22 protein-coding genes are annotated in these 24,959 nt (G+C 61.1%); 13 read left to right on the top strand and 9 right to left on the bottom strand.

Translation table 11 applies throughout. From position 1 onward, the window contains the following. The first annotated feature begins 121 nt into the window (after positions 1-121). From V7773_RS03535 to fecA, 4 genes are all read left to right on the top strand, one after another. Positions 122-997: an AraC family transcriptional regulator gene (locus V7773_RS03535; protein ID WP_336072371.1), complete on the top strand. Its 876-nt coding sequence runs from the start codon at positions 122-124 to the stop codon at positions 995-997. Positions 998-1,126: 129 nt separating this feature from the next. After that, complete coding sequence (locus tag V7773_RS03530; RefSeq protein WP_092149430.1) at positions 1,127-1,615, top strand: sigma-70 family RNA polymerase sigma factor; 489 nt, start codon at positions 1,127-1,129, stop codon at positions 1,613-1,615. After that, positions 1,612-2,571 carry a FecR domain-containing protein gene (locus V7773_RS03525; protein ID WP_336072370.1) on the top strand — a complete coding sequence of 320 codons (960 nt, stop codon included), beginning with the start codon at positions 1,612-1,614 and terminating at the stop codon, positions 2,569-2,571. Before V7773_RS03530 ends, V7773_RS03525 begins: the two co-directional genes overlap by 4 nt. Positions 2,572-2,680: 109 nt before the next feature. After that, positions 2,681-5,020, top strand: coding sequence for a TonB-dependent Fe(3+) dicitrate receptor FecA (fecA, locus tag V7773_RS03520; RefSeq protein WP_336072369.1), 2,340 nt, complete (start codon positions 2,681-2,683; stop codon positions 5,018-5,020). A gap of 81 nt (positions 5,021-5,101) precedes the next feature. Here the strand turns inward: fecA and V7773_RS03515 are convergent, their stop codons facing one another. Continuing rightward, complete coding sequence (locus V7773_RS03515; RefSeq protein ID WP_092149421.1) at positions 5,102-5,512, bottom strand: HPF/RaiA family ribosome-associated protein; 411 nt, start codon at positions 5,510-5,512, stop codon at positions 5,102-5,104. 508 nt (positions 5,513-6,020) lie between these two features. Between V7773_RS03515 and V7773_RS03510 the strand changes: the two genes are divergently transcribed. Continuing rightward, positions 6,021-6,338 (top strand): DUF3509 domain-containing protein, encoded by a 318-nt coding sequence (locus V7773_RS03510; RefSeq protein ID WP_336072368.1) that lies wholly within the window; start codon positions 6,021-6,023, stop codon positions 6,336-6,338. Here V7773_RS03510 and V7773_RS03505 read toward each other — a convergent pair. Then, the gene (locus V7773_RS03505; RefSeq protein ID WP_063324448.1) at positions 6,335-6,835 is read right to left on the bottom strand and encodes a phosphate-starvation-inducible protein PsiE; all 501 of its coding nucleotides are present in this window, start codon (positions 6,833-6,835) and stop codon (positions 6,335-6,337) included. The genes V7773_RS03510 and V7773_RS03505 overlap by 4 nt on opposite strands. 315 nt (positions 6,836-7,150) lie before the next feature. Between V7773_RS03505 and V7773_RS03500 the strand changes: the two genes are divergently transcribed. Beyond that, positions 7,151-7,411 carry a YebG family protein gene (locus V7773_RS03500; protein ID WP_063324447.1) on the top strand — a complete coding sequence of 87 codons (261 nt, stop codon included), beginning with the start codon at positions 7,151-7,153 and terminating at the stop codon, positions 7,409-7,411. Between the two features lie 73 nt (positions 7,412-7,484). On the opposite strand, the gene V7773_RS03495 is transcribed toward V7773_RS03500, so the two are convergent. Next, complete coding sequence (locus V7773_RS03495; RefSeq protein WP_058543599.1) at positions 7,485-8,876, bottom strand: aminotransferase-like domain-containing protein; 1,392 nt, start codon at positions 8,874-8,876, stop codon at positions 7,485-7,487. A 342-nt stretch (positions 8,877-9,218) separates the two neighbouring features. Here V7773_RS03495 and V7773_RS03490 point away from each other — a divergent pair, with 342 nt between their 5' ends. The 5 genes from V7773_RS03490 to glyA all read left to right on the top strand — a co-directional run bounded on the left by V7773_RS03490 (position 9,219) and on the right by glyA (position 14,651). Then, on the top strand, positions 9,219-10,424 hold the full coding sequence (locus V7773_RS03490) for a benzoate/H(+) symporter BenE family transporter (protein WP_072344330.1): 1,206 nt from the start codon (positions 9,219-9,221) through the stop codon (positions 10,422-10,424). Next, positions 10,421-11,593, top strand: coding sequence for an NAD(P)/FAD-dependent oxidoreductase (locus tag V7773_RS03485; protein WP_336072367.1), 1,173 nt, complete (start codon positions 10,421-10,423; stop codon positions 11,591-11,593). Before V7773_RS03490 ends, V7773_RS03485 begins: the two co-directional genes overlap by 4 nt. A 29-nt stretch (positions 11,594-11,622) precedes the next feature. Then, positions 11,623-12,054 carry a Rid family detoxifying hydrolase gene (locus V7773_RS03480; RefSeq protein WP_003205417.1) on the top strand — a complete coding sequence of 144 codons (432 nt, stop codon included), beginning with the start codon at positions 11,623-11,625 and terminating at the stop codon, positions 12,052-12,054. Positions 12,055-12,147: 93 nt separating this feature from the next. Further along, positions 12,148-13,401, top strand: a complete 1,254-nt coding sequence (thrC, locus tag V7773_RS03475) for a threonine synthase (protein ID WP_336072366.1) — start codon at positions 12,148-12,150, stop codon at positions 13,399-13,401. 11 nt (positions 13,402-13,412) lie between these two features. Next, positions 13,413-14,651, top strand: coding sequence for a serine hydroxymethyltransferase (gene glyA / locus V7773_RS03470; protein WP_063324443.1), 1,239 nt, complete (start codon positions 13,413-13,415; stop codon positions 14,649-14,651). A gap of 268 nt (positions 14,652-14,919) precedes the next feature. On the opposite strand, the gene V7773_RS03465 is transcribed toward glyA, so the two are convergent. Continuing rightward, positions 14,920-15,939 carry a Glu/Leu/Phe/Val dehydrogenase family protein gene (locus V7773_RS03465; protein WP_003205422.1) on the bottom strand — a complete coding sequence of 340 codons (1,020 nt, stop codon included), beginning with the start codon at positions 15,937-15,939 and terminating at the stop codon, positions 14,920-14,922. 187 nt (positions 15,940-16,126) lie between these two features. Here V7773_RS03465 and V7773_RS03460 point away from each other — a divergent pair, with 187 nt between their 5' ends. Next, a complete protein-coding gene (locus V7773_RS03460) occupies positions 16,127-16,930 on the top strand; it encodes a SirB1 family protein (protein WP_063324442.1) in 804 nt (267 codons plus the stop codon). A 162-nt stretch (positions 16,931-17,092) separates the two neighbouring features. Here the strand turns inward: V7773_RS03460 and maiA are convergent, their stop codons facing one another. Genes maiA through hmgA form a run of 3 tightly spaced genes read right to left on the bottom strand, consistent with a single transcriptional unit; the run spans position 17,093 to position 20,351 of the window. After that, positions 17,093-17,728: a maleylacetoacetate isomerase gene (gene maiA / locus V7773_RS03455; protein WP_092149406.1), complete on the bottom strand. Its 636-nt coding sequence runs from the start codon at positions 17,726-17,728 to the stop codon at positions 17,093-17,095. Positions 17,729-17,738: 10 nt separating this feature from the next. Then, the gene (gene fahA / locus V7773_RS03450) at positions 17,739-19,043 is read right to left on the bottom strand and encodes a fumarylacetoacetase (protein ID WP_336072365.1); all 1,305 of its coding nucleotides are present in this window, start codon (positions 19,041-19,043) and stop codon (positions 17,739-17,741) included. Positions 19,044-19,046: 3 nt separating this feature from the next. Continuing rightward, positions 19,047-20,351 (bottom strand): homogentisate 1,2-dioxygenase, encoded by a 1,305-nt coding sequence (hmgA, locus tag V7773_RS03445; protein ID WP_336072364.1) that lies wholly within the window; start codon positions 20,349-20,351, stop codon positions 19,047-19,049. A gap of 151 nt (positions 20,352-20,502) precedes the next feature. Between hmgA and V7773_RS03440 the strand changes: the two genes are divergently transcribed. Beyond that, positions 20,503-21,324 (top strand): IclR family transcriptional regulator, encoded by an 822-nt coding sequence (locus tag V7773_RS03440; protein WP_092149397.1) that lies wholly within the window; start codon positions 20,503-20,505, stop codon positions 21,322-21,324. On the opposite strand, the gene V7773_RS03435 is transcribed toward V7773_RS03440, so the two are convergent. Both V7773_RS03435 and V7773_RS03430 read right to left on the bottom strand, forming a co-directional pair. Next, positions 21,289-21,990, bottom strand: a complete 702-nt coding sequence (locus tag V7773_RS03435) for a hypothetical protein (RefSeq protein WP_336072363.1) — start codon at positions 21,988-21,990, stop codon at positions 21,289-21,291. The two genes, V7773_RS03440 and V7773_RS03435, sit on opposite strands and share 36 nt — an antisense overlap. A 131-nt stretch (positions 21,991-22,121) precedes the next feature. Continuing rightward, positions 22,122-24,674: a helix-turn-helix transcriptional regulator gene (locus V7773_RS03430; RefSeq protein ID WP_336072362.1), complete on the bottom strand. Its 2,553-nt coding sequence runs from the start codon at positions 24,672-24,674 to the stop codon at positions 22,122-22,124. Positions 24,675-24,959: the final 285 nt, after the last annotated feature.

Raw genomic sequence — 24,959 nt, 5'->3', positions numbered from 1 at the left:
TGACCTTCAGTGTCACGCCGCCGCCGCTGCGGCACTTGCATAAACTTGCGGTTTTGTCGGCTGGCGGGCTGGCAGGAACGGGACGACGGAGTAGGATGCAAGGCGTTGGAGAGAACCGATCATGCCCACACTACAAAGCCTGCAAGTCTTTCAAGCCCTCAACAGCTCGCCCAATGCTCGCCTGGAGCACAGCGCCGAGCTCGGGGACGGCATGGCGGCCGCTTTGTGGAGCAACCACCACGACGCCCGGGACTACGAGGCGCCAACGCACCATACGCTGTCGTGCTACATCGCTGGCGGCACCGGTACGTTTCGCCGCGAGCGGCCCGACACCACGGGGGCACCGGACAAACTCTGCATCCTGCCGGCCGGACATGAATCGGCCTGGGTCATCAACGGCGACATTCGCCTCGCCCACCTGTATTTCAGTGCTGAACAATTTGCCCTTGGTTGCGTCACACTGCTGGACCGCGAGCCCCGGCAGGTGCAACTGCACGAAGAGACCTTCCTCGACGACCCGCGACAGGCACAGCGTTTTCGCCAGTTGATCGCGCTGAACTGGGACGAACCCGGTGAACGCCTGCTGACCACCAGCCTGGCCCATGACCTGCTCAACCACTTGCTGCTCAGCCAGGTCGGCCAGCGCCAGGGACTTCGCCTCAAAGGCGGCCTGGCCGCTCATCAGCGGCGGTTGCTGGTGGATTACGTCGACAGCCACTTGGCCGATGCCATCAGCCTCGGCCAATTGGCGGCGTTGTGTGCGTTGTCCGAATACCACTTCGCGCGGATGTTCCGCGAGAGCTTCGGGCTGCCTCCTCATCAATATGTGCTGGCCAGACGCTTGACCTGCGCGCGGCATTTGCTGCGCACCACCTCACAACCGCTGGGCGACGTGGCGCTGGCCTGCGGATTTGCCAGCGCCAGCCACTTCACCAATCGTTTTCGCCAGACCTTGGGGGCAAGCCCCGGGGAATATCGACAGGCATTCTTGCGCTAGGCACCACCGCGCTCCGGTCAAATGAAACAACCAGGCACTGATCCCGATTGCCGTAGCCACTGCCGCGCCCCTACAATGCGAACAATTCTTGTTCTCTAGCACAGCTCAGCGCTGTCGGGATGTTCCTCGTTGCCGCCTGCACACACCGTCGAAGTGCTCTACAACGCCCATCACAGTTGGCTCAACAGCTGGTTGCGAAGAAAACTCGGCTGCCCCGACAGTGCCGCCGACCTGACGCAGGACACGTTCATGCGCGTACTGACGACGCGCGATCCGCAGCCTGTCCTGGAACCCCGCGCGTTCCTTACGACTATTGCCAAGCGCGTACTGTTCAACCATTACCGCCGCCAGGACCTGGAGCGCGCCTACCTCGACACCCTCGCCCAACTGCCGGAGCAGGTGGCGCCGTCGGAGGAAGAACGGGCAATCATCCTGCAAACCCTGACGGAACTGGATCAACTGCTCGATGGGTTGCCGCGAGCGGTCAAGCAGGCGTTTCTGCTGGCCCAGGTCGATGGCCTGACCTACAACGAAATCGCCCGTGAACTGGGGATTTCCCTGGCAACGGTCAAGCGCCATCTGAACAAGGCAGCGATGCGCTGCTACTTTGCTTTATGACCCCGTCGATCAATGGCGCACCTGACGTCAGCGCCCAAGTCGCCGAGCAGGCCGTGCACTGGCTCCTGGAAATACAGCAAGGTCCACTCGACACCCGCCAGCAGCAAGCCTGGGAGCAATGGCTCGATGCCCATAGCGAACATCGCCGCGCCTGGGAACATATCCAACGGGTCAATCAACGGCTGCGTAGCGTATCCCCTGCGTTAGCCCATGCGGCCCTCAATGCACCGAAGTCCGCCATGCGGCGGCGGGCACTCAAGACGTTGCTGGTACTGGGGGCCGGCTCAACGTTGGCCTGGGGCCTGCGTGAGCGCCAATGGCTGCCACCCTTGATGGCCGATTTCCGCAGCCCGGTGGGCGAACGGCGTCGCCTGATGCTGGATGACGGCAGCCAGTTGCAGCTCAACAGCGGCAGCGCGGTCGACGTTCGCTTCGACGCTCAGCGTCGCTTGATCCGCCTGCTGGAGGGTGAACTGTTGTTGACTGCGGCCCGGGACCCCAGGCCCCTGTACGTACTGACCGCCCATGGCCGGCTGGAAAGCCGCAACGCCCGGTTCAACGTACGCGAATATCCGGAACACACCCAAGTGGCGGTGTTTGACGGCGAGGTGGACATTCGCAGCCGAAACGGCCCGTCTTCGTTGCTGGGCACATCACGGCAACTGAGCCTTGGCATCAACGGCGCCGGGCCCGTCACGGCGCTGGATGCCAACAGCGGTGCCTGGACGGAAGGCATGCTGATAGCCGCGCACATGCGCCTGGCGGACTTTCTCGACGAACTCGGCCGGTACCGCCGCGGCCAATTGCGCTGCGACGAGGCGGTCGCCAACCTGTTGATCTCCGGAACTTATCCGCTGGACAACAGCGAACGAATCCTCGATCTGCTGGAGGTCAGCCTGCCGGTAAACGTACGCCGCTTTACTCGCTATTGGGTCTCGGTCGAGGCTCGCGCTTGAACCATGATCGTCTTGCCAGAAAAAAACACGCAACCGTGAGCCGTTTTCCCGGACTCGGGTGACAGAGAAGGAAAGCCACTTCGATACAACCTTCTCGGGATCCTCATCCATGCCGCAGCAACCTACCCGCCTCACCCCGCTCGCCCGTACCGTGCGTCAATGGCTCCTGGGGGCCAGCTTGAGTTTCGTCGCACTGCCTTGCGTACAGGCTGCAGATGCCAAGGCCTATCACATCGCGCCGTCGTCACTGGAAAATGCCCTCAATCAGTTCGGGCGGGAGGCCGGGGTGTTGATTTCCTTCGGCTCGCAGACGACCGCTGGTCTGCAGAGTCGTGGCCTGGAAGGCAGCTACAACCCAGAGCAAGGGCTCAGTGCGCTGCTCGAAGGCACAGGCCTGCAAGCCCGGCCCGAGGGAGATAATGCCTTCAGCCTGCAGCCGGCCTCCACCACCGCGCTGGACATCGGCACCACCACCGTGGTCGGAGACTGGCTCGGCGACGCCGCGCAGGCCAATGTCTTCGAACACCCCGGCGCCCGTGACGTTATCCGCCGTGAAACGTTCGAACGCCAGGGTGCGACGCAGGCGCGGGATGTGCTCAATCGCATTCCCGGCGTCAATGCACCGGAAAACAATGGCACTGGTAGCCATGACATGGCGCTGAACTTCGGTATTCGCGGGCTCAACCCTCGCCTGGCTTCACGCTCCACGGTGCTGATGGACGGCATCCCGGTGCCTTTCGCACCTTACGGCCAACCGCAACTATCGTTCGCGCCGGTCAGCATGGGCAACATGGACGCGGTGGATGTCGTGCGCGGCGGCGGCGCGGTGCGCTACGGCCCGCAAAACGTCGGCGGCGTGGTCAACTTCGTGACGCGGGCGATTCCCGATGCACCCACGGTAAAAGGGGGCTTGCAGACCGAGACGAGCCCGTCCTCCAGCCATGACGGCTTCAAGACCTCCTCCAATCTGCTGGCCGGCGGCACCGCCGACAACGGCTTGGGCGGTGCCCTGCTGTATTCCGGCACCCGCGGCGGCGACTGGCGCGAACACAGCGACACACAAATCGATGACCTGATCCTCAAGGGCAACTACCAGTTGGACGAGGCCAACAGTTTCAATGCCATGGCCCAGTATTACGAAGGCGAGGCCGACATGCCCGGCGGCCTGAATGTGGCCGACTACGATGCCGACCCGTATCAATCCACGCGTCCGAACGACCGTTTCTGGGGCCGTCGCACCCTGGTCAATGTCGGCTACCGCTACCAACAGGACCGCCGGGAATTCACCGCCAGCACGTTCTTCACCAAGACCTTGCGCAGCGGCTACCTGGACCAGGGCACCTTCCTGTCCCTGTCACCTCGCGAATATTGGGTCCGCGGCCTGGAAACCCGTTTCGCCCAAGGCTTCGACCTCGGCCCCACCAGCCATGAGGTCGGCGTCGGCTATCGCTACATCAACGAGGCGGGCCATGAGCTGCGTTATCGCACGCCCATCGCCAGCAACGAATTGCCGACAACCTCCAGCCGCAACGACCGTGATACGCGCGGGGGCACCGAGGCCAATGCGTTTTTCATCGATGACCGGATCGACATCGGAAAATGGACCATCACGCCGGGTGTTCGCTACGAAATGATCGAATCCCAGCAGACCAACAACCTGACGAATGTGAAGTACAAGGGCGACTACAACACGGCCTTGCCGGCATTGAACGTGCTGTATCACCTGACCGATGAGTGGAATCTGTATGCCAACACCGAAGGCTCGTTCGGCAGTGTGCAGTACAGCCAGATGCCCAACCGTGTCAGCAGCGGCGAAGTGAAACCGGAAAAGGCCCGCACCTGGGAGCTTGGCACCCGCTATGACGATGGCAACCTGCGGGCGGAGATCGGCGCGTTCCTGATCAACTTCGACAACCAGTATGAAAGCAATCAGACCAACGATTCGGTGATCGCCCGCGGCGAGACTCGCCACCAAGGCATCGAAACCAGCATCAACTACGCCCTGGATGGCCTGAGCCCTGCACTGGCCGGTTTCGACGTGTATGCCACGTATGCCTTCGTCGATGCCACCATTCGTGAAGACGGACCGAACAAAGGCAACCGCGTGCCATTCTCTTCGAAGCACAAAGGCACACTGGGCGTGGGTTATACGGACGGGCCGTGGAAGCTGAACCTGGACAGCACCTATCAGAGCGCGCAGTTTGCCGACAACGCCAACACCCGGGCTGAAAGCGCCGACGGCAGTACCGGCAATATCCCCGGCTACATGCTGTTCAGCAGCCGCGCTGCCTATGATTTCGGCCCGCAACTGTCGGACCTGAACGTGGCGGTGGGCGTGAAGAACATCTTCAATACCCAATACTTCACCCGCTCGTTCGACGACAACAACCGAGGCAAGTACGTGGGGGAACCGCGCACGCTGTATGTGCAGACGTCCGTGGCGTTTTGATTCGGGGCTACGGTGAACCGCTGAAACAAGACGGGCCTGCGATTGCAGGCCCGTTCGGTGAGTGACTTCAAGCGATCGGGCTCAGCCGTTGAGGGCGGCCCGTTCGTTCTCCAGGAATTCTTCTTCCAATAGCGCATCGGCCAAGGCAACGGATTCGGTCGGTGTCGCAACGGCGGCGCGCTTGCCGCGCAGTTTGCCGAACAAATGCTCCAGGGCATTTTCAAGTTTGGCGGCCGCGCCTTCGATCGCCAGTTCCAGCGATTCGGCCTTGTGCGTCACGGAAATCGGCTGATGGCCCTTCGGCCGTGCTTCAAGCTGGCAACGCAGGTCATGGGGACCCGGCTTGTCGCCGTTCTCGTCCCGCAAATGAACCTCGACCCGTGTCAGGTCCTCTTCATAACGTTCGAGCGTGCTTTCGATGGTAGTACGTACCCACTCCTCCAGTCGGATGCTGCTTTGAATATGGTTATCGCTATTGACTTGGATTTGCATAGTTCATCCCTTATTTCAGCTAGCTCGCCGGGGGCCGTCGACGTTGATGCAACGGCCCCTTGAATACAGAGTCGGGCTGGCGGAAGAACAATTCAACCCCTAAAAAAAGATAAATATTCATACGCAAATAAAGCCAGACAACAGGCAAAAGCGCTGTTAATGTCGGGAGTTGCCCCCGCCCTGCCTACCCACCGTAAATCGCCTCCCCACCTGCACCGTCAGCGAACATCCGCGCGTTATTGCCCCGAAACGGGCAGCGACCACAGCCGCATTCCAGAGCGTTCGGCGCCCAGGCTCCGTGATCATTGTCCGACAGTTTTTCCGGCATGCCACTTGCTAACTCCCTGTAGGAGCTGTCGCAGGCTGCGATCTTTTGATCCGCAGATCTGCCTGGCCCCTGGAATCTTGAGCTGAACACGATCATGGAATGGCCGGTGGTCCGGCGTTGCGAACTAATCCCGATCATGGCCGGTCAACAACTGCACGTTCAATCAGGCGGTGACGCATCATGGACAACCCTTTTCAGATCATTACCGACGCCTTTGCGCCGCATTATCAAATCAACCTGAGCATTCAGGGCCTGGACGGCAGCATCATGCTGACCCTGTCCAAGAGCGGGCGCATCGTCGCCAAACGCATGATCAGCGCCCTGCAGCGCAACGACCCGGAGCGCCTCAAGCGCCTGGTGCAAAGCATTCAGTTCGGCATCGCCATTGAGCAGGGCCACAGCGCCGTGGCCATCCTCGAAGCCATGACCGGCGGTGACAGCATCAAGCTGCCACCACCGCACGCACTGGGGCCGGCGCCCTCTGCCGCCGGGATCTAGATTTCTCCTTTCTCCACCTCGGCATGTTCGCTGGAACCCGCGCCGACCTTGCGGTGCGGGTGCTCGATCTTCACCGAGGGGAACTGCGACGAAGCGTAGCGCACCACCAGGATCGCAAACGCCAGCAGCAGGATGCCACCGCACAAGTAGATGATCCCCAGGTCTGGCGGGCTGTGATGGGAAACGTTGGAAATCAGCAGCCGCGTCAGCGCCGTGATCGCCACGTAGATCAGAAACCGCACCGGCATGTGGTTGGTCTTGAAGTAGATCCCGACCATCGCCCCCAATTCCAGGTAGATGAACAGCAGCAGGATGTCATCGATCTTGATGTGTCCTGCTTCGATCATCTGCAAGAATTCCATCACCGCTGCCCACGCGGTCACCGCACCAATGGCGAACAGGGCCAGGTAATGGAAGGTCTCGACGAACAGGTTCCCCAGGGACTCGGCCAGTTGATGGACGTTCTGGCGCAGGGTCTCGGCCCAGTTGATTTTCACGATGTAGTTTCCTTAGGTCGACTCGACCGGATGATGCGGGTTGGACGTGACGGTTGTTCTGCATGCAGAAAAAAGGCCAGCGACTGAAGGTGAGATGGCGATAGGCTGGTATCCGGCACTTTTGGGAGCTTCATTCGCTGTATCGCGAGCAAGCTCCCACACCAGCTTTGCTCCCACAAGCTTTGCCCTCACATGCCGAAACCGGTCTACATTAAAAAGCCACTATCCAAAGCAACAGGATTCGCTTATTCTTTTGCCTGTATATAAATACAGTAGTCACAAAGACAACCAATGTGAAGGCATGTGAGGTGGTGAATGGCCGTCGAAGTGGTATACCGCAGCAGCCGAGATCTGGAGCGCTTGTTCATGGATAAAGCCGAAGCTGACCGTCATGACAAAATGCTGGAACTCGCCGAATTGCTGGCAGAAGTGTTGCAAAAAGCCGTTCCATCGCTGAGCGAGCAACAGGTCGAGGAAGCCGGGATCTACATGGCGAAGAATCGTGATGTGTTCGCCAAGGCGTTCAAGAGCCAGCCGGACGCCTTGTCCGAACTGCTCAATCCGTCGAACGAATAACTAAAAAGATCGCAGCCTTCGGCAGCTCACACAGGGCATACACCGTGCGGGAGCTGCCGAAGGCTGCGATCTTTTAGTAATAACGGCGCGGATCCGAATCGATCAGGCTCGCCAGCTTGGTCAGGGCGAAACGCAGTTCGTCCTGGCTGGTGGGGGACATCAACACCAGCCGTACACAGCGAGTGGTGCCTGAGCGCTCAGCCTGGAACTGGGTGCCGCTGAGCACCAATACGCCGTTGGCCCGGGCGAGCATGGTGAACTCATCGCTGGTCCATGGCTCCGGCAGCGTCAACCAGACGTGATAGGAATATGGCTGGGTCTTGAGCTCGAAATTGGCAAAGATTTCCCGGGCGATCGCTTGTCGCCCCGCCGCCTCGTTGCGCTGGATGCGAATCAGTTTCTTGTCCAGGCCTTCGGTAATCACATTGCTGGCCAACTGCGCGGTCAATGGCGACGGCATCCAGACGCTGCTGCGCACCATCGAGGTCAGGCGCGACAGCAGTTTTGGCGGGCTGTAGATATAACCGACGCGAAGCGCCGGCATGACCGATTTCGACAGGCTGGTCAGGTACACCGAACGGTCCGGCGCAAAGGCCGACAGTGGCTTGATCGACGGATCGGTGGCCAGGAAGCCATAGATATCATCGTCCAGGATGATGAAGTCGAATTCCTCGGCAAGCGCGGCGATCTGGGCCCGACGCTTCTGCGACATGATCGCCGCCGTCGGATTCTGGCAAGTCGCCACGCAGACCAGCATCGCCGGCTTCTCTCGTAGGCACAGCTCGCGCAACGCTTCGGGAATGATGCCTTCGTCATCCATTGGCACGCCACGCAGGCGACGCTCAAGACCGTGGGCCAGGGAAATGATGCCCGGGTAGCAAAGCGCTTCGCAGAGCACCAGGTCACCGGCGTTGGTCAGGGCGCTCATCGCCACCATCAAGCCATGCTGGGCCCCTGCCGTAATCACCACTTGCTGCCATTGCGCGTCGGGCAATGAATGACGCAACCATTGCGCCCCCGCCTCGCGATGCGCCGGGTGACCGCCATCCGGCGCGTAATCCAGTGCGCGAGCGAAATCGGTGCTCTTGGCCATGCCCACCAGGGCGCCACGCAACCAGTACTCCAGGGTTTCGCTGTAGGGCTTGATGATCGAAAGATCGAGCAGTTCGGATTGCCCCAGGTTCAGTGGCGCGGCGGCACTGTTGCTGGCCGGCAGCTCCAGCTGCTTCTGGTTGAGCACGTAAGTGCCACGCCCCACCTCCCCCTGCACCAACCGACGCCGATGGGCCTCGCTATAGGCCCGACTGATGGTGCCCGGCGTGACATTCAAGGTGGTGGCCAACTCCCGCAAGGTCGGCAGGCGATCGCCCTCGTTCAGCACGCCGTTGTTGATATCGCGCGCCAACGCATCGGCAATCGACAAATACATCGGTTGGCTGAACTCGCTTAGCTGGGGAACCCACATGAATGATCACTGCCCATCGTAGAAATGATGAATATCCGAGCATATCACATGGAGGTTAGGCAACTAATAATTCGACACAATCGACACATTGAATCGATTGATACGATTATTGAATCGTTTTTCAATGCGCCATGAAGAAAAATTTATTAGAAATAATATTATTTAAAATCAAATAGTTAATTCATAAAAATCGCAAAAATAGCCTGTCATGGCAGAAAAATATCTCGTAACAATCCCGCCCCCTATTGAATCAACTCAATTCATTCAAATACACTAATCTCGAATCGAAGCAATCGACTCAATCATTCACTGCGCGCTCCTGTCGCGCCAAGTCGAGACATCATGGACACATTCAGAAAGGATCTATCTCTGTCGGCGATCATCGCGGGCTTCATCGCCGTGATCATTTCCTACGCAGGCCCACTCATCATCGTGTTCCAGGCAGCCAAGGAAGCGCACCTGCCCAATGACGTGGTGTCTTCATGGATCTGGGCCATTTCCATTGGCAGCGGGATTACCGGCCTGTTCCTGAGCTGGCGCCTGCGTGTTCCGGTCATCACCGCGTGGTCGACACCGGGTGCAGCGTTACTGGTGTCGATGCTGCCCACCGTGACCCTGCCCCAGGCCATCGGTGCCTATGTGGTGGCGTCGGTGATCATCGCGTTGGTCGGCCTGTCCGGTGCGTTCGACAAACTGATGAGCCGCCTGCCCAAGGCCATTGCCGCCGCCATGCTCGCCGGGATCCTGTTCCGCTTCGGCGCCGAGCTGTTCACGTCGATCAAACTGCAGCCGGCGCTGGTGTTGGCGATGATCGCGGCGTACCTGATCTTCAAGCGCTTTTCGCCACGCTACGCGATCCTGTCGGTGCTGATCGTCGGTTGCGCGGTGGCCGCCTCGTTCGGTGAACTCAACAGCACCTCGATCACCATCGCCGTGGCCCAACCGGTCTTCATCGCCCCTGAATGGAACTGGCATGCAATCATCAACATCGGCCTGCCCCTGGCGCTGGTGACCTTGACCGGCCAGTACGTGCCAGGCATGGCGGTGTTGCGCACCTCGGGCTACAACACGCCAGCACGCTCGATCATTTCGGTCACCGCGATTGGCTCGATCCTGATGGCCCCGTTCGGTTCCCACGGTTTGAACCTGGCGGCCATTACCGCAGCGATCTGCACCGGCCGCGAAGCCCACGAAGACCGCGACAAACGCTACATGGCCGGGATCGCCTGCGGGGTGTTCTACATTCTGATGGGTACCTTTGGCGCCACCCTGGCCTCGGTGTTCTCCGCACTGCCGAAAGAATTGATCGCTTCCCTCGCCGGTCTCGCCTTGTTCGGCGCGATCAGTGCCGGGCTGACCGGCGCCATGGCTGACGAGAAACAACGCGAAGCGGCACTGATCACCTTCCTGGTAACGGCTTCGGGCATGAGTTTCCTCGGCCTGGCCGCCGCGTTCTGGGGCTTGATCTTCGGCCTCGTGGCGCACTTCGTGCTGACCTACACCCGCGAACGCAAAGCCGCCGTTATTGCCGAGGGCAGCCGACCATGACCACTCGTTACGACTTCATTGTGGTGGGTGGCGGCATCGCCGGCGTGTCTGCCGCTTATGAGTTGGCAGCCCATGGCAGCGTCTGCCTGCTCGAACAGGAACAGCAACTGGCCTATCACACCACGGGGCGTTCAGCCGCGATCTCGATGGAAAGCTACGGCAACCAACAGATCCGCTCACTGACCTGCGCATCCCGGCGCTTTTTCGAGAACCCGCCCGAAGGCCTGGCCGAGCATCCGCTATGGTCGCCCCGGGGCGCGCTGATCGTGGCCCAGGCGGCACGGGTGGACAAACTCAAAGCGCGTTTCAGCGCCGTCCTGGGGCAAGTGCCCACGGCCGAGCTGCTCGACGACAAGCAAGTGCAGGAGCTGGTCCCCTACCTCGCCGAAGGCGCCTGGAGCGCCGGGATCTACGAGCCCAGCGCCTTCGATCTGGATGTGCATGGCATCCACGGCGCCTACCTCGGTGGGCTGCGGGCCCGCGGTGGCGTGATCAAGCGCGAGACCGAAGTGCTGCGTGGCGAATATCGCGACGGGCACTGGCGCTTGCACACCCAGGACGGCCAGCAATTGCAAGCAGCCATCGTGGTCAACGCCGCCGGTGCCTGGGCCGATGAATTCGCCGAACGCTGCGGCGTGCCCAAGGTCGGTGTCCGACCATTGCGGCGCACCGTACTGGCAGTCGATCCACAGTGCGACGTGCACCACACGCCCTACCTGGGCACGGTCGACGAGGACATTTTCATCAAGCCTGAAGCCGGGCGGCTGATCGTCTCCCCCTGCGATGAAAGCCCTTCGTTGCCCTGCGACGCACTGCCGGAAGAGCTTGACCTGGCCATCACCATGGATCGCCTGCAAAACACCACGCGCCTGCGTCCGCGCTCGATCATCAACAAATGGGCGGGCCTGCGAACCTTCGTCGCCGACCGCTCGCCGGTGCTCGGCCAGGACCCACAGCAAGAGCGTTTTATCTGGCTCGCCGCCCTCGGTGGCTACGGCATCCAGGCTGCGCCCGCCATTGCACGCCTGTGCAGCCATGCGGCGCTGGGCATCGCCATGCCGGACGACCTGGCGGCGCTGCAGCTCAACTATCAGCATTTTTCCCCGGCCCGTTGCCGCGACGATGAATTTTCCAGCCAGGCCGTCAAGCAGGTTGCCGATTTGCACTAACCCCATCCCACTTAACAAGGAACGTCACTATGCAAACCACCGCTCAAATCCAGCCCGCCGCCAAACCTTTCCTGGGCGAAGAGAACGTCATTTTCACCGACAAGGCGCCATTGCCGCTGGGTACCTATTCCCAGGGCATCAAGGTCAGCCACGGGCAGACCATCTACCTGTCGGCACAGACCCCGGTCTCGGCGCTGAACAACGAAGTGCTGGCCAAGGATTTCGAAGGCCAACTGCGCCAGACCCTCGACAACCTGGTGCAAATGGCCGAAGCGGCAGGTGGCACCCTGGCGAACGTGGTCAAGGTCACGGCGTTCATCACTGACTTGAGTGAGTTCCCGACCCTCAACCGCGTCATGGAAGAGTACTTCACCAAGCCCTACCCGGCCCGCACCACCGCGGGCGCCAGTGCACTGGCACGCAACACCCTGGTTGCCATCGACGCCATCATGGTGATCTGAAACACCTTCTGTCAGCGGAGTGCCCGTCGGTCTGGTGAGCTGGACCGACGTTGGCAAGGAAAGCACCAGCACAGCGTACTTTCGGAGGGTGACATGAAAAATTCGTACAGAGAGTATGTATTGCAGTGCCTGGTTTGCGATCGAAGCTACCAGCCCCATGAGGTCAGCTATTACTGCCCTCATTGCAAAGTCGATGGTGCCCTGGACGCGCTTTACGATTACCCGGCACTCAAGCGCGAATGGTCCCGGGACAGCCTGGCCCATGACCACGCCCGTGGCATGTGGCGCTATGACCGCTTGATGCCGTTGAGCTCGACACAGTTCATTCCACCGTTACTGGTGGGCAACACGCCGCTGTACTCGCGCCCGGAATTGCTCGGCAAGGGCGCCCGGATCAAAGTCTTCGTAAAAGACGAATCGCGGCAACCGACCGGGTCGTTGAAGGATCGCGCCAGCGCCCTGGCGGTGGCCCACGCCCTGCAATCCGGTGCACGCACCGTGGCAGTGGCCAGCACCGGCAATGCCGCTTCGGCATTGGCCGGGATGAGCGCCAGCCTGGGTTTGCACAACGTCATCTACCTGCCCAAGAGCGCGCCCCGCGAAAAGCTCGCGCAGATGCAGGGCTACGGCGCCGAGATCGTGCTGGTCGACGGGCAATATGACGAAGCCTTCGAACAATGTCTCAACGCCTGCCAAGAGCACGGCTGGTACAACCGCACCACCGGGATCAACTCGTACATGAGCGAAGGCAAGAAGACCGTCGCCTTCGAGATGTGCGAACAACTCAACTGGCAAGTGCCGGACCTGGTGTTCGTGCCCGTCGGCAACGGCTGCATCCTGGGCTCGGTCTACAAAGGCTTTTTCGACTTGCTGCAATTGGGCTGGATCGAACGCATCCCTCGCCTGATCGGCGTGCAGGCCGAGCACAGCAACTTCATGTACCGCGCCTGGCGCAACGACCGCTCGATGCAGAAAACCGAGCGCCGCCCCCCCACCAGCCTGGCCAGCAGCATCAATGTGGCGCTGCCGCGTGATCGCCTCAAGGCCATGCGTGCGGTCACCGCCAGCGGCGGTGAGTTCATCTGTGTCAGCGATCCGAGCATTGTCGCCGCCGCCTCGAGATTGGCCGCCAGCACCGGCGTGTTTCCAGAAGCCGGCGCCGCCAGTGCCTTCGCCGGTCTGCTCAAGTACGCCGAAACACACCCCGACACACCGCAAACCGCCGTGATCCTGATCACCGGCAGCGGTTTGAAAGACACCTCCATTTTTCTATCCGACTCGACCAAAAGCCAGCCACGGGTGTTGCCGCATCACGTGACTGCGCCGCTGGCCGAGGCGCTTATCTAGGGAATCGCACCATGAGCCTGCAAAATTTCGACCCCACCCTTGCCCGCCTGATCGACCGCGAGCGCAACCGCCAGGAAACCCACCTGGAGCTGATCGCTTCGGAAAACTATGTCAGCGAGGAAGTGCTCCAGGCCCAGGGTTCCGTGCTCACCAACAAATACGCCGAAGGCTATCCGGGCAAGCGTTACTACGGCGGCTGCAAGGTCGTCGATGAAATCGAGAACCTGGCCATCGAACGCGCTCGCAAGCTGTTCAACTGCGAATACGTCAACGTGCAGCCGCACTCCGGCTCCCAAGCCAACCAGGCGGTTTTCCTGGCGGTACTTGAACCCGGCGATACCATCCTGGGCATGTCCCTGGCCCATGGCGGCCACCTGACCCACGGCGCCTCGGTGAATTTTTCCGGCAAGATCTACCGGGCATTTTCCTATGGCCTGGACACGGAAACCGAAACCCTCGACTACGAAGAAATGGAAGCCCTGGCCAGGGAACACCGGCCGAAGATGATCATCGCCGGGGCCTCGGCCTATTCGCGGACCATCGACTTCCAGCGCTTTCGCAAGATCTGCGATGAAATCGGTGCCTACCTGATGGTGGACATGGCGCACTACGCCGGCTTGATCGCCGCGGGCGTCTATCCGTCGCCGGTTGGCATCGCCGACTTCATCACCTCCACCACCCACAAGACCTTGCGCGGCCCGCGCGGCGGCCTGATTCTGGCCAAGGCGCAATATGGAGCCCTGCTCGACAAGACGATTTTCCCGGTGTACCAAGGCGGCCCGCTGATGCACGTCATCGCCGCCAAGGCCGTGGCGTTCAACGAAGCCTTGGGCGACGGGTTCAAGCATTACCAGCAGCGGGTGATCGACAACGCCCGCGTCATGGCCGACGTCCTGACCCGACGCGGCTTGCGGGTGGTGTCCGGCGGTACCGATTGCCACATGTTCCTGCTCGATCTGCGCTCGATGAACATCACCGGCAAAGACGCCGAAGCGTTGCTGGAAAGCGCCCATATCACCTTGAACAAAAACGCGATCCCCAACGATCCGCAGAAACCGGCCATCACCAGCGGCATTCGCATCGGCACGCCGGCGCTGACCACCCGTGGCTTTGGTGAAGCGGAATGTGCCGAAGTCGCGAACTTGATCGCCGACCTGCTGGAACAGCCGGACAACGCAGCACGCCTGGACAACACCCGGCGTCGAGTGATGCATTTGTGCGAATGCTTTCCGGTGTATCTGTTGAGGTAAGCCAACACCCGTCGGTTAAGCGCAATGCAATAGAGGCGAGCACAAACCGTGGCGAGGGAGCTTGCTTCCGCTGGGCTGCGAAGCGGCCCCATTGGATCACTGCGACCGTTCAGGCAGACCGCGCCAGCCGGTTTTACGACGGCTGCGCCGCCGAGCGGGAGCAAGCTCCCTCGCCACAGGGTTGGTGTTTTGTTGGCGGGAATAGTCAGTCTGGGAGCACCAGAAAAAACCTGTGGGAACGAGCTTGCTCGCTCCCACAATTGGCTTTTCAGCGGTACAACAAACGCTCCGCCAGCTCATCGGCCACCCGGGCCGGTGAGCGCTTCTCCGCCTGGGCATGGGCAAAGACTTCCGTGAGCCGGGCACCGATCTTCGACAAGTGCGCGGTGATCGTCGACAGCTCTTCGCCGCGATGCTTCAGGGCGACGTAGATCAGGCCACCAGAGTTGATCACATAGTCCGGCGCATAGAGGATTCCACGTCTTTCCAACTGGTCGGCCACTTGCAGGTTGCTCAACTGATTATGGGCCGAGCCGGCAACGGCCGAGCAGCGCAGTTGTGCCACGCTTTGGCTGTTGAGCACCCCACCCAGCCCGCAAGGAGCAAGGATGTCGCAGGGCGTGCTGAGCAGCGCGTCGTTGGCGATCGGATGGGCGCCGAGTTGCTCCATCGCCAATTGCACCTTGCCTGGGTCAATGTCACTGACCAGCAGCTCGGCACCTGCGGCGTGCAGTTGTTCGGCCAGGGCATAACCGACGTTGCCCAGGCCCTGGATCGCCACCCGCAGGCTTTCGAGGTTATCGCTGCCCAGGCGGGCCATGGCGGTGGCACGGATACCGGCAAAAACCCCCATTGCCGCGTGGGGCGCAGGGTCTCCCGAGGCGGTGGTGCTGGTGACATGGCGAGTCTGCTGGGCGATGCAATCCATGTCGGCCACTGACGTGCCGCTGTCGATGGCCGTGATATAGCGACCGTCCAACTGCTCGATACAACGACCAAAGGCTTCGAACAACGCTGCCCGACTCTCGACATGGGCGGGGCGCATGATCACCGCCACCCCGCCACCCACCGGCAAGCCGGCCAGCGCCGCCTTGTAACTCATGCCTTGGGCCAGGCGTACGGCATCAGCCACGGCACTTTCGTCGTCGGGGTAGGCAAGATAACGACAACCCCCCAGGGCGGGCCCCGGACGACTGCAATGAATGGCAATCACCGCCTTCAACCCGGTTGCCGGGTCTACGCTTAGGTGCAGCGATTCAAGGCGGGAGCTTTGCATGAGAGCAAACATCGAAAGGCTCCCGAATCACTTTTGTTTGTTTCGCCAGTATAGGCGTGCAGTCGAAATTTGCTGGAGCACGCAGGAATAAGTCGCCACGGTGCTCAGTCTTTTTCGGCATAACCTGTCATAGCCTCTGTCCGAGACTGGACGAAAATCCACGGCAGGGCTAAAACGGGAGCGTAGCCCGGAGAGTTCGATGAAACCGCGCCAAGCCTTTTTTGATTGTCTGCACCGCTCGCCACCGGCGCTGTTCGAAGCGGCGCTGTGGATCGCTGCCGAACATGATCGCGAGGTCGACGTACCGGCCTTGCTGAAGGATTTCAAGGAGCTGCAACAGCGGGTCAGCCATGGCCTGCCGATGCTGCCTGTCAGCGAACTGGGCCAGCCCTTGCTGCGACGGCTCAATGACTTGGGCTTCGCCCAGGACGACTTCACGCCTCTGCGACCACGAGCCGCGTTGCTGGACAAAGTCCTGGCACGCAAACGCGGGCAGCCCCTGGCTCTCGGGCTGATTGCCCTGGAACTGGCCCGAGGCCTGGAAATTCCGATGGTCGGTGTCAATTTCCCCGGACATTTCCTGTTGAAGGTACCCGGCGCCGATCACCTGCTCGATCCGTGCGGCGGCCGTCGGTTGTACCCCAATGACTGTCGGGAACTGCTACAGCGCCAATACGGCGCGAACATGCAGCTCAAGGCTGAACACCTGGTCAATGCCGAGCCGATGCAAATGCTGCAGCGCCTGTCGCGCAACCTGCGTCAACTGCATCTGGCGAACGACGATTACATCGCCGCCTTGATCGACGCCGAACGGGTACTGGAACTGGGCAACGCCAGCGCCGCCGACTACCTGGCCCGCGCCAGCCTGTACCAGCGACTCGATTGCCCCAACGCCGAACGCTTCGACCTGGAGCACGCCCTGATGCTCAGCGACGATCCGATCCAGCGAATCCGACTGACCGAGCGGCTGGGGCATTTGCCGCCGAATTCGGTTGTGCACTGAGCCGGTGAACTTTGTTCAGGAGCGATGACGGCCCTGTGGCGAGGGAGCTTGCTCCCGCTGGGACGCGAAGCGGCCCCAAGCTTTTCGGCGGTTGCTGCGCAACCGAGCGGGAGCAAGCTCCCTCGCCACAGGATCACCTGGCCTTCAGACCCCTGCGGGCCCTCAGGGGGTATCCGGCTGATTCGCCGGGTGCGCCTGTTGGAACGCTGGATGCCCAGCCGCCAATGCCGCGACCCGACGAATCCGTGGATACGCCTGCAAAGACACATTGAACCGCTCAGCCGCGTACAACTGCGGGATCAGGTACACATCCGCCAGCCCCGGCGCTGCACCGAAGCAATAGCCGTCGTCACCCATCAACTGCTCCACGGCCGCCAATCCCTGGCTGATCCAGTACCCGATCCACTCCGTCACCTGCGTTTCATCGTGGCCCCACTGCCGCAATTTGTTGAGCACGCTGACGTTGTGCAGGGGGTGAATATCGCAACCGATCAGCGCGGCGACGCCACGCTCATGGGCGCGCACCGTCAGGTCGGCGCTGAGCAGCGGCACCTGTGGATAACGTTCCTCCAGGTATTCGATGATGGCGGGCGATTGCACCAGCAACGCGCCCTCATCGGTACGCAACGCCGGTACCCGGCCCTGGGGGTTGATCGCCAGATAGGCCGGCTGGCGATGCTCGCCCCCAGGCGCAGCGATCAAGTTGACGGGCAAGGCCTGGTAATCCAGCCCCTTGAGCGCCAACGCAATGCGCACCCGATAGGACGAGGTGGAGCGGTAGTAGGTGTAGAGTTCCATGCCCTGCCCCTCAACGCGCCGGCAGGATCTTGCCCCGGCACTCGCCGAAGCCGATGGAGGCGAAACCCTCGCGGCGGCAACGGGCCCGCAAGATGATTTCGTCACCGTCCTCAAGGAATCGGCGCACTTCGCCAGACGCCAGTTCGATCGGTTTTTTACCGCCTTCGGTGATTTCCAGCAGACTGCCGAATTGATGGTTTTCAGGGCCCGACAAGGTGCCCGAGCCAAACAGATCGCCGGCCTGCAACTGGCAACCGTTGACGCTGTGATGCGCGACCATTTGCGCCACGGTCCAGTACATGTACTGGGTGTTGCTCAGGGTCAGGCGCTGGGCCGGCAGGTTTTGCTCGCCCATGGCCTCGGTCAGCAACAGGACTTCCAATTCGATGTCGAAGGCACCACCGGCCTGGTCACGCTTGTCCAGCAGATACGGCAGCGGTTGCGGATCGCCTTGCGGGCGTGCCGGTTGCGGGCGACGGAACGGTTCCAGGGCTTCAGCCGTTACCACCCATGGCGAAATACTGGTCAGGAAACTCTTCGACAGAAACGGCCCCAGGGGCTGGTATTCCCAGGCCTGGATATCCCGGGCCGACCAGTCGTTGAGCAGGCAGAACCCGCCAATGTGCTCGGCGGCATCGCCGATGGGGATCGGTTCGCCCAGGGCATTGCCCTTGCCGATCCAGATGCCCAGCTCCAGCTCATAGTCCAGCCGCGCACACGGGCCGAACGTCGGCTCGGTCTGGCCGGCCGGCAGGGTCTGGCCCTTGGGGCGGCGCACGTCGGTGCCGGACGGGCGAATGGTCGAGGCGCGACCGTGGTAACCGATGGGGACGTATTTGTAGTTGGGCAGCAACGGATTGTCGGGGCGGAACAGCTTGCCGACATTCTGCGCATGCTCGATACCGACGTAGAAGTCGGTGTAGTCGTTGATCCTGGCCGGCAGGTGCATCTGGCAGTCGGCAGCGAAGAGCAGCAGTTTCGCGCCCAGGGCTTCGACCTTGCCCCGCAGGGGGCTGTCCTCGCGCAGCAGTTCCAGCAGTCGCTCACGCAGGGCAACCCGGGCGCCTCGGCCAAGGTCGAAAAACCCATTCAACTGGCCGTCGGCCATGGCTTCGACAGCTTGGCGTGCCGCGCCGTCAAACAAGCCCGCGTGCAGCGCCGCCTGCAAATCGAAAATCCGCTCGCCAATCGCCACGCCGCTGCGCAGGGCACCGCCATCGACACTGAAGATACCCAATGGCAGGTTCTGCAACGGGAAGTCCGCATGGCCGTTGGCACAGGCGACCCAGCTACGGGCAGGGGAAAGTTGAGTCATGGGTTATCTCCGGGTCGGGTCGAACGTGACAGGCAGCGAGGCCCAACATGCATCGTAGTCGGTTTGCAGTTGCGGGCAGTCCAGGGCGAAACGGCTTGGACGCAGCACCTGGCGGGTCTCGAACATGAACGCCATGGTGTTGTCGATTTTCACCGGCTGCAGTTCAGCATTGATCGCCTTGGTGCAGGTCTCGCCGTCCGGGCCATGGGCACTCATGCAGCTGTGCAAGGACGCGCCGCCCGGCAGGAAACCTTCGGCCTTGGCATCGTAGGCACCCTGGATCAGGCCCATGAATTCGTTCATCAGGTTGCGGTGGAACCACGGTGGACGGAAGGTGTTCTCTGCCACCATCCAGCGTGGCGGGAAAATCACGAAATCGAGGTTGGCCAGGCCGTGGACGCTGGTGGGCGAGGTCAACACGGTGAAAATCGACGGGTCCGGGTGATCGAAGCTGACCGTACCGATGGTGTTGAAGCGGCGCAGATCATATTTATACGGCACGTTGTTGCCGTGCCAGGCCACCACGTCGAGGGGCGAATGATCCAGCTCGCAACCCCATAACTCACCGAGGAATTTCTGCACCAGCGAGGTGGGTTGCGCGAGGTTCTCGTAATGGGCGACCGGTGTCAGGAAGTCCCGTGGGTTCGCCAGGCCATTGCTGCCGATGGGCCCGAGATCCGGCAGGCGCAGCGGCGCTCCGTGGTTTTCGGCGAGGTAACCACGGGCCTGCGGGTCGAGCAGTTCAATGCGAAATTTCAGGCCCCGGGGCAGCACGACGATTTCCAGCGGTGCCAGTTCCAGCACGCCCAACTCGGTGGCGATCCGCAGCCGTCCCAGTTGCGGCACGATCAACCATTCACCGTCGGCATTGAAAAATACCCGCTCCATGGAACGGTTGGCCCGGTACTGATAAAGGCTGATGCCGGCCGGTTTGTCCGCACCGGCATTAGCCGCCATGCACACCAGCCCGTCGATGAAATCGGTGGGCTCGGCGGGGATCTCCAGCGGGTTCCAACGCAGGCGATTGGGCGTGACCTCGCCCAATGGGCCACCCGCCAGTTGCCGTTCGAGCTTGGTGAAGGCCGGGTGATTGGCCGACGGTCGGATGCGATACATCCAGGTACGCCGCGCTTCGCTGCGAGCCATGGTGAACGCCGTACCGGAGAACAACTCGGCATAGAGACCGTACGGGACTTTCTGCGGCGAGTTCTGGCCAACGGGCAAGGCGCCAGGCAAGGCTTCGCTGGCAAATTCGTTGCCGAAGCCTGATTGATAAGCCAGGTCCGACGCTGGGGAATCGAGGTTCATGGAGCCTCCAGGAATGCGGCCCGTCACTCAACGGAGTGGTTGAGGCGCACCGGGTTATTTTTGTCGTAATTCGATTACGCATAACGTAATTTGCTCGACGGCGACCGTCAAGCTATAAAGACGCCCATTCGCCTCTGGACCCAGCGCCGCCATGGAAACCCCGCTCAGCAACGGTAAACAGAAAGTCCGCTCGGCCGAAGTCGGCACCGACATCCTCAAGGCCCTGGCCGAACTGTCGCCCTCCACGTCGCTGTCGCGGCTGGCCGAACACGTGCAAATGCCGGCGAGCAAGGTTCATCGGTATCTGCAAGCCTTGATCGCCAGCGGGTTTGCCGAGCAGAACGCCGCCACCAACCACTATGGCCTGGGCCGCGAGGCCTTGCGCGTAGGCCTGGCAGCGCTCAACGGCATGGACGTGCTGCAAGTGGCCGCCCTGCCCCTGGCCGAATTGCGCGACGACTTGAACGAAACCTGCTTCCTGGCGGTGTGGGGCAACCATGGCGCGACCGTGGTGCGCATCGAACCCGCCGTGCGGGCCGTAACCGTGGTAACGCAACTGGGCTCGGTATTGCCACTGCTCAGTTCGTCCACGGGGCTGGTATTCAGCGCTTATCTGCCGGAGCGCGAGACCATCGGCTTGCGCGAACAGGAAGTACAAGGCACCGAGCACCACGCCCTCGCCGACGACCGCGCTTATGCCGTGTTGTGCGAGCAGATTCGCAGTCGCGGCCTGCACCATGTGCATGGCTTGCTGATGCCGGGGGTGGATGCCTTGTCCGCCCCGGTATTCAATGCCGTCGGCCAAGTGACGGCGGTCATGACCATCGTTGGCCCGACCTCGCTGTTCCATGCCGACGAGCACGGCCCGGCGGCGCAACGCCTGCTGGCAGCGACCCAGGCCGTGAGTTGGCGAATGGGCTATGAAGCGAGTTCGGAATCAGCCCAGGAAATCCGGGACAATCTTGATCATTAGATCATTGAGGTGAGCGGGGGCAAGTCGCGGATGGAGATGACGGTCATCCCCACTGAAGGGCACCATGTAAATAGCTTGGTGATCGCCTTTGGAGTGGTAGGGAATCTCATTATTGTCGAAATGGCCCAGTAGATAGTCGACCAGCGGTTCAGAAGAAGACACCACGCGCTCACCAGCGCCATGGGTAACAAAACCGGTGACGTAGACTTTATCCAGATCGACCCCGGGCAAGTGCAGTTTCAATGCACCATGAACATCCTCAACGGACAAAGGCTTGATGGAACGCCAGGATAAATCCATTGCAGGTTTTTCAGTCAGTTGGGTGACGATATCCGAAACGATTTTTTCGAACGCGATCAAATCCAGCGCCCTGACACGGTCTTCAACGGCAAAAGAATAACGCTTGTTGAACACGTTACTGACGCCTTGTTTGTAGTTGGGCACCCGCTGCTTTTCAACCCAGGCCAATGCTTCATCGAACAGGGTTTCGGACGAGCCAACTTCGGGATTCGGAAAGTCTGCCAATGTATTCAGATAACTGCTGAACGGATTGACACCCAGCGCTTCCAAATAGCGCCCCAACAACACCTGCACGGCAAAATCCACACGGGTATTCTTCAGTGCGAGCAGTTTTTCAGAGTAAGAAGAAAACAACTTGGTATTCATAAGACATCCTTGTCATGTCATAGACCGAACTTCCTGTTCGATCCGCAGGCTTAGTTATACATCAGACAAACCCCATACTGTAAAAAGACAAATGTAAGCGTGCGTAAAGACCTTCGGGAGTTGTTTTCAACCTACCCCATCACCCCCATGACTTTAGCCTTCGCAACTGCTTGAGTACGCCGCTGCACCCCCAACTTGCTATGTATGCGACGCGCATGGGTTTTTACCGTGTGCAACGATATGAACAGTTGCTCGGCAATTTGTTGATTGGAATGACCTTGTGCAATCAATTGCAGAACTTCAAGCTCTCGGTGACTGAGTAACGTATCTTCGGCGCCAGCCGTTGATGGTTCGATGGGCTCTGGCGATTGCGTCCAGTGGCCCAGCTCGGGCTGGCGCAAACGCAGCTCGCACAAGGCTTGCTGGGCCCGCCAGCACGTGACTCGCTTGAGCCCTTCTTGCAGGAGTGTCCGGGCCTGGGAGCGATCGCCGGACAACCAGACAACCTCCGTCAACACCAGATGCAGTTCGGTCTCCAGGCTATGCATTTCACTCTGCTGTGCCCGGGTGATCATGGCTTGCAGGCACGCCTGCGGCTCCTGTGCCCGTTGCAGGTAGACCTCGGCCAGCACCAGCAGGTATTCAAGTCGCGCAATCAATTCCAGCGTCGCGGGAGGCGCGTGCTTGGCCTGCGGCCCACGAAAGTGGCGCAAGACGCGGGTCAAGGCTTCATGGGCCAATTCCGCCCGCCCCTGTTGCAACCAGAACTGACAGCTGGTTTGCAATAACACGCCACGGTAAACGGTGTCGGGGATGTGCCGCTGCTGCATGATCCGCTCGGCATCGCGCAGTTGCATGAAGGCCTCGCCATAATCGCCCTGGTTGGCAGCCAGGCTGGCCTTGCCGAGAAATCCGTAGAGCACCTGTTTGTCCAGGCTGTGCAGGCCTGTTTCCAGACCCGCTTGAAACTGCTCGGCGGCGCGCTCTTCAAACCCCATGCGCAACGCCAGGCGCCCGCGCCGCAGGGCAATACGTCCCAACAACGGGGAAAAGTCCTGGCCTGGTTTATCCAGCAGCGCCTGGACAGCGGCCAGCAGATGATCGGCCCGATGAGGCGCGCCACGTTGTTCCAGGACTTGGGCGTGATCCAGTTCCAGCAATCCTTCGAACACCAGCGAACCCTGTGCGCGCGCCAGGCACAGCGCCTGGCGGTTGATCCGATGCGCGGAAGCCAGTTCGCCTTCAAGCAGCGCCTGCTGCGTCAGCCCACCCAGGCACAGCAACCGTTGGGCCCAGGCCTCGGGGTCCAGGCTGGCCTGGGCCTGGAGAAAGTGCTCGCGCGCCTGTTCGCCATCGCCCGAGAGGTGCAGCAACCAGCCTTGCAAGACCTGCCACCTGGCCAGCAGCTGTCGCTGCCGGCAGGCCGAAGGCTGCGGCATGAACCTGGCCAACTGCTCAATGCATGTCAACGCCTGGTTGAAGCGTCCGGCGAACAACAGCGCAGCGGTGACCAACCCCACCGATTGTGGCGTACAGAGGGTCAGCGCTTCACCTTGTTGATCGTGCAGGCCCAGCAACAGCACCACGTTGCGACGCTGCAAGACGTGCTCGAAGCTCAGATGCTGCAAGAAACTCACGGCAGTCTCGAACTCCTCGGCCAACATGGCTTGCTCGAACGCCATTTGCCAGTCCTGCTCGGCAGCAAACCACTGGCAGGCCCGTCGATGCCAGGAACGCCCCTGCGGCCAGGGCTCTTCACGTACCAGCCGGGCCAGCGCCGGAAAAATCTGCAACCAGTCCGACGTCTGCTCCCATGGTTCGATAAAACATCCCAGGTCCAGTAACAAGGGCAGGCATTGCACGCCCACGGTGTCGCCGAACAGATGCTCGCATAGCCGGGCATTGAAGCGCGGTAGATGCGCCAGCACATGCCAGGCCTGCGCCAGGTCTGGAGTCAGCGCGCTGAACAGTTCGTACTCCAGATAGTCGACCAAGGTCCCCGGCCGTCCGGGCGTTGCATGTTTGCGCGCCCAATCGCAACGTTCCAGCAGCGTGATGCGCACCCCGGCACACCAGCCGCCACTACGTTGAATCACCTCGCGGGCAGTGCGGGCAGCCTGGGGGCCGGGCAGATGACGCAGCAATGGCAGGACATCGTCCGGGGTAAAGAACAATGCCTGCGCATCGAACTCGTGCAGTTCGTCATCGAGCAACAGCCGCGGCCAGTTGCATTGGGGACGGCGGCGGCTATTGAGCCACAGGTGCAACGCTGGACTGCTGGTGTTCAACAGACGGTCGAGCAACTGGTCCAGTTCGGGATTCGGCACCCGGCAGTAGTCATCCAGGAACAACCACGTAGGTGTCTGCAAACGCGCCAGGTGGGCCAGCAGTCCCGCTTCATCAAGCATCGGCAACCCGAGGGCCTGGGCCAGGCGCTCGCACATTTGCACCGCGCTCAACGCCGCGCCCCCCAATGGCAACCAATGCAACCGACACCCGGCGGGAGCCTGCAAGAAGCACTCGGCGAACAATGCACTCTTGCCACTGCCCGCTGGCGCGCAAAGCAGTTTTACCCGCGCTTCGGACGTCAGCAAAGACTCACTCAGGGACCGCCGCGGCACGTGCGTCGAGGACAGGCGAGGCAACAATCCTGGACGGTCCGGACACGGGGTCATGGCGGTCATGTGGGTGATCCTGTTTATTGTTATTTCACCACCCTAGTCCTGTGTCGCCGAGCTTTGGAGAAGTATTCAGCGCGCTGATTGGCGCTCATAAAGAAACGACCGGCAGGAGCGCTGCCGGTCGTCATGTCGGGTTCAAATCAGACTCGGTCCCGTGGCGAGGGAGCTTGCTCCCGCTGGGTTGCGCAGCAGCCCCAAAACGGTCCACTCAATGCACCTGATACATCGAGCCGTCTGGTTTCAGGGCCGCTGCGCGCCCCAGCGGGAGCAAGCTCCCTCGCCACAGAT

Origin of the sequence: Pseudomonas sp. 3JA (assembly GCF_036961705.1) — a bacterium.
Lineage (GTDB): Bacteria > Pseudomonadota > Gammaproteobacteria > Pseudomonadales > Pseudomonadaceae > Aquipseudomonas > Aquipseudomonas fluorescens_Q.
Note: the sequence above shows the minus strand (reverse complement) of the source record. Positions and strands in the feature narration are given on the sequence as shown.